The sequence below is a fragment of the Acinetobacter sp. UBA3025 genome, from assembly GCF_002367915.1.
GTDB lineage: Bacteria > Pseudomonadota > Gammaproteobacteria > Pseudomonadales > Moraxellaceae > Acinetobacter.
Genome location: NZ_DFDO01000289.1, coordinates 10,435 through 15,970, shown reverse-complemented (window position 1 = coordinate 15,970; position 5,536 = coordinate 10,435). Strand labels below are relative to the sequence as shown.

The 5,536-nt window shown below is 44.8% G+C and carries 4 protein-coding genes; 1 reads left to right on the top strand and 3 read right to left on the bottom strand.

Annotated elements, in window-relative coordinates; genetic code table 11:
- Positions 1–33 precede the first annotated feature (33 nt).
- On the top strand, positions 34–2,502 hold the full coding sequence (ponA, locus tag B4J23_RS12215; protein WP_291360960.1) for a penicillin-binding protein PBP1a: 2,469 nt from the start codon (positions 34–36) through the stop codon (positions 2,500–2,502).
- Between the two features lie 58 nt (positions 2,503–2,560).
- Here the strand turns inward: ponA and B4J23_RS12210 are convergent, their stop codons facing one another.
- From B4J23_RS12210 to B4J23_RS12200, 3 genes are all read right to left on the bottom strand, one after another.
- Complete coding sequence (locus B4J23_RS12210) at positions 2,561–3,364, bottom strand: putative RNA methyltransferase (protein ID WP_291360958.1); 804 nt, start codon at positions 3,362–3,364, stop codon at positions 2,561–2,563.
- Positions 3,365–3,422: 58 nt separating this feature from the next.
- The gene (mraY, locus tag B4J23_RS12205; RefSeq protein ID WP_291360956.1) at positions 3,423–4,541 is read right to left on the bottom strand and encodes a phospho-N-acetylmuramoyl-pentapeptide-transferase; all 1,119 of its coding nucleotides are present in this window, start codon (positions 4,539–4,541) and stop codon (positions 3,423–3,425) included.
- Positions 4,542–5,536 (bottom strand): UDP-N-acetylmuramoyl-tripeptide--D-alanyl-D-alanine ligase (locus tag B4J23_RS12200; RefSeq protein WP_291360954.1); only part of this gene is annotated, 995 nt, incomplete at its 5' end.

Below are 5,536 nucleotides of genomic sequence, written 5' to 3'. Positions count from 1 at the left end.
ACGACGCTCTTCCGATCTATCATTATCATAATTATGATCTCAATTCCGATGGGCTTTTATGGCATGTACCTTTATATTGCTCCATCTTTGCCTGAAATGTCTACGCTTAAAAAGGCACCTTTATTAAAGCCTTTACAAGTTTTTAGCTCAGATAATGAGCTCATTGCAGAGTATGGTGGCAAGCTTTCTGTTCCTGTGAATTATGAACAGATTCCGAAAGAATTTATTCACGCCTTCCTCGCTGCAGAAGATTCTAGTTTCTTCGAACACAGCGGGATCAGCTTTAAAGGCTTAGGACGTGCAGTCAGTGAAACTATTACCGGCTCTGATGTACAGACTGGCGGTTCGACCATTACCATGCAGGTCGCCAAAAACTACTATTTAAGTCCCGAACGTACTTTAAAGCGTAAGCTGACTGAAATTTTCCTGGCACGTAAAATAGAACAGAATTTAAGTAAAGAAGAAATTCTGACTTTATATGTCAATAAAATTTTCTTGGGGAAAAATGCTTACGGCATCGCGGCAGCAGCGAAAATCTATTACAACAAAAGTTTAGATGAGCTTTCGATTGCGCAAATGGCAATGATTGCTGGCCTACCTAAAGCACCTTCTCGTTATAATCCGGTGGCCAACCCTAAACGTGCATTAGAGCGCCGTAACTGGATTTTAGGTCGCATGCTGCAATTGGGGTATCTGAATCAAAGCCAATATCAGGAAGCCATTGCTGAACCGATTAACTTGGATATGCCTGACCGTAGTACGCGTAACAAATTCCCCTACGTCGGTGAAATGGTTCGCTCTGAACTGGTAGAAAATTTTGGTGAACAGGCGATAGATTCAGGTTATAAAGTCTACACGACGATCCACAGTGAACGTCAGGCTTATGCTGAACAGGCAGTACAGGATGGTTTAGAGGCGTATGATCGTCGTCATGGCTGGCGAGGTGCTGAGGCTCATGATCAGCCCCTGCAAAATTTCCGTGTCTATGCCAACACTTACCCTGCTGAAGTGACCAAGGTCAATAATAATAGCTTTGAAGCGTTGATGCAGGATGGTACAACCGTAACTGTGCCTTGGTCAGGCATGTCCTGGGCCCGTCCTTATCGTAGTGCAGATAGTGTAGGTGCTGCACCAAGCAGAGCTTCACAGATTGCCAAAGTTAAAGATATTGTTCGTTTAAGACCTAACGAGAATAAAAGTTCCTGGGCACTGGTACAAACGCCTCAGGTACAGGGCCAATTAATTGCATTGAATCCTAACAATGGTGCGATTGAAGCCATTGTCGGTGGTTATAATTTTTATCAATCCAAATTTAACCGTGCGACTCAAGGCTGGCGTCAGCCGGGTTCAACCATTAAGCCTTTTGTTTATGCTCTGGCTTTAGAACGTGGTATGACTCCGCATACCATGGTGAATGATGCGCCTATTACCATTGGTAAATGGAGTCCACGTAATTCGGATGGCCGTTATTTAGGAATGATTCCTTTACGTCGTGCTTTATATCTGTCACGTAACACGGTTTCAGTACGCCTATTACAAACCGTTGGTATTGAGCGTACCCGTCAGTTATTTATGGATTTTGGCTTGCAGGATAATCAGATTCCACGTAACTACACCATTGCTCTAGGCACACCTCAGGTTTTACCAATCCAAATGGCCACTGGTTATGCTACGTTCGCCAATGGCGGTTATCGGATTCAGCCACACTTTATTACGCGTATCGAAGATGCCTATGGCAAGACCATTTTTGAGGCTAAGCCTGAATATGCCTGCATCTCGTGTATTAATGCTCAGGAAGAAAGTCCTCAACCAACAGCCGCACTCACTCCTGATGATGAAGCCATTGAAATCAATAACAAAACCTTGGCACAGAAACCAGAGACACCAAAAATTTCGGCTGAAGACAGTAATTACCGTCAGGCAGAACGTATTTTAAAATCTAGTTCTGCTTATGATATGGCCAATATCCTGCGTGATGTGATTCAGCATGGTACGGGACGTGCTGCTTTAAGAATTGGTCGTAGCGATATTGGGGGTAAAACCGGCACCACCAATGATGCCAAAGATGCCTGGTTTGCAGGTTTTAATGGCAAGCTGGTCACCGTTGCCTGGGTCGGTTTCGACCAGCCAAAAACTTTAGGTCGCCGTGAATACGGTGGCGTGGCAGCCTTACCAATCTGGACCGACTTTATGGGGAATGCCTTAAAAGGTACACCAGAAGCTTGGGTTCGCCTGGATCGTAACGCTAAAGCACCAATTAACCGTAATAAAGTAGTGCAAGGTGAGCAAGAACAACATGATCCGTCTTCTCCACCTTTAGCGACGCCTCTGTATCGCCCTGCCCCGGTTGTAGCACCTAAACGACAAAGCAATGATTTTGAAGATTTGCCTGATCAGGAAATTCGCATACCGGATGATGAAAGAGTAGCCCCAAGAGACCAGCCACCACAGCCAAATCGGGTGGTGGATCCTTTGCAAAACTTGATTGAAGAAATTGAATAATCTGAACCAATAAAAAATCCCTCATTATTGAGGGATTTTTTACTTCTAGATTTTAAATTTATTTCTTCTGAAATACATAAATCTGGAATTGAGCCATTAAATCAAATTGATCCTGCTGCTCAAGTGCCAAACGGCGTTCAGGTTTGGCTTTATAAGCATAAGGAGTCATGGTAATCAGGTTTTTTAAATCCGCTTGAGCCAAAGTCATTGGTGCATCAATCACCTGTTCACTTACCAGATTAAATGTATCCTGCAACTGTTCGACAAATTTATGTGGCTCGTGTGCTTTCACTTCCTCAAATAAGGCTTCACGCATCGCGTACAAATGTTGTGGTGCAGGCGTCACTACCATCAAATAAGATTTTGGCTTTAATACCCGCAAGATTTCCTGTTTCGGAATCGGGCTAAATAAGCTGGTACAGAGATCAATGAATTGATCCAATACCGGCAAGGTTGCCCCTGTCCCTACCACCCAGGTAATTTCTTTATTCAGTTTAGCTGCAACCTGAACTGCATTTTTGGCAATATCTACGCCGACACATTGCATGACTTCAGCCTGCATGGCATTGGTGTAATAGCCTTCGCCACAACCAATATCGAGCAGATTTTCAATCCGCAGCTCACGGATTTTCTTAACCACAGCCTGTTGCAAAGGCGCATAATGACCTGCGCTCAGAAATGCACGGCGTGCCTGCACAGATTCAGGCGTATCACCCGGATTTTTACTATGTTTATGCTGCACTACATGCAGATTCACATAACCCTGCTTGGCTATATCATAGCTATGCTGATTGTCACAGCGCCATGTACGTTCATTTAAGCGTAACTGCTCACGACAAACAGGACACATCAGTAAGTTCATTTTTTAATTTCTCCAAAACAAAAAAGCCGGCATGCGCCGACTTTTTCAAATGCATTTCTTAGCGTAATTTTAAGGTCATTAGGCCAAAAACTACCAGCATAATTGTAATAATCCAGAAACGAATGACGACTTGAGTTTCACGCCAGCCTTTCTTTTCATAATGGTGGTGCAGCGGCGCCATCAGGAATACCCGTTTATTACGCATTCTTAATGAACCGATTTGCAGGAAGACTGAAATTGCTTCCACCAGGAATACACCTGCCATAATCGCAAACACGATTTCCTGACGCACCATCACGGCAATTGTACCCAGCATTGCACCTAAAGATAACGCACCCACATCACCCATAAAGACTTGGGCTGGATGAGCGTTATACCAGAGGAATGCCAGACCGGCACCGATCATCGCAGCACAGATCACCACCAGTTCAGAAGAATATTTCACATAAGGAATATGTAAGTAGTTAGCGAAACGTACATCGCCTGCCAAATAAGCAAATACCCCTAAACCTGCCGCAACCAGGACAATTGGCATAATTGCCAGACCATCCAGACCATCGGTCAGGTTTACGGCATTGGATGCACCATTAATCACGAAGTAAGTGAAAATAATGAAGCCAATTCCCAGCGGAATCACAGACAATGGAATGGTGTGATCCTTAAAGAATGGAATTAACACATCCAGCATGTTGGCAGTCACTACCGGATTCGATTGCTGCTGTGCGATCACATACAGTGCAATACCAGCACCCAAAGAACCCACTGATGTCCAGAAGAATTTCTTGCGTGCAGGTAGACCGGCATTGTCTTTATAACGGATTTTAATCCAGTCATCCGCCCAACCAACGGCACCAAAAATCACCATCACCGAGAGCACAATCCAGACATAAGGATTCGTCAGGTCCGCCCACAGTAAGGTGGAGATCCCAATCGAGAGCAGGATTAATACCCCACCCATGGTCGGTGTGCCCATTTTCTTGGCATGATTCTCAGGAGCAAACGAACTTACTGCCTGACCATATTTTAGTGCCTGCAATTTGCGGATCATGATCGGACCCAAGACCAAACCGATAGTCATTGCGGTCAAGACGCTGAGCAAAGCACGTAAAGTTAGATAACGAACCACCTGAAACGTGCTATCAAAGCCCGCCAGCTGGTCAAATAGCCATAACAGCATTTAGAGTTTCTCCATCAATGCAGCCATTAATGTTTCCATATGGGTAAAACGTGAACCCTTGAATAGGAAAGACATTGGCTGGGGATGATGTGTTTCAATCAAATCAATTAAAAATGGTAAAGCCTGCTCCTGATTCAGGAAAGCCTGCATTTTCTTACCATATTGCGTACTACGTGCACCTTCTTGTGCAGCTGGAGCAAATTCACCCACAGCCACCACAAAATTAATACCTTTGACCGATACCAGATCCCGACCAAGTTTATAATGCTCGATCGCGGCAGATGAACCCAGTTCACCGATATCACCGGTCACCATCACTCGAATACCCTGCTGCTGCGCTAAAACTTCAGCCGCTGCACGCATCGAGCTTGGATTGGCATTGTAGGTATCATCAATAAATAAAAAATCTTTGTGCGGAATAAAGTTCAAACGACCTTTGGCACCAACAGCCTGTTCAAGGCCAGCCACGATATCATCCAGACTAATACCAATCGCCAAAGAGAAAGCCACTGCTGCAGTTGCGTTCTGCACATTGTGTTCACCAGCAAATGGCAGATTTACAGTTATAGTGCCTTGTGGTGTATTTAACGTGAAAGTCGCAGATTGTGGATGTAGTTCTACGTCAGTTGCATAGACATCACCGCCCTGACCAAAACTTAGAGTCTTCTCGGTTTTGACGGCTGCACGAATCTGCTCGGCATAATCATCCTCTGCGGGCACAATCGAAGTTTCAGAAATATGCGAATAGATTTCAGACTTGGCGCGACAAATCCCATCACGACCACCAAACTCACCCAAATGTGCGGTACCAATATTAATGATGCCGGCCACATGTGGTTGTACCAGATTGGAAGTGTAATCAATTTCACCTTGATGGCTCGCACCCAGCTCCATCACCGCATATTGATGTTCAGCACGCAGTTCCAGCAACATCATTGGGACACCCAAATCATTATTCAGGTTACCGCGAGTGACTAAAGTCGGTGCCAGACGCT

Bases quoted from the DNA above. Each gene is read 5' to 3' on its own strand.
- ponA (WP_291360960.1), top strand. From the start codon at position 34: ATGATCTCAATTCCGATGGGCTTTTATGGCATGTACCTTTATATTGCT.
- B4J23_RS12210 (WP_291360958.1), bottom strand. From the start codon at position 3,364: ATGAACTTACTGATGTGTCCTGTTTGTCGTGAGCAGTTACGCTTAAAT.
- mraY (WP_291360956.1), bottom strand. From the start codon at position 4,541: ATGCTGTTATGGCTATTTGACCAGCTGGCGGGCTTTGATAGCACGTTT.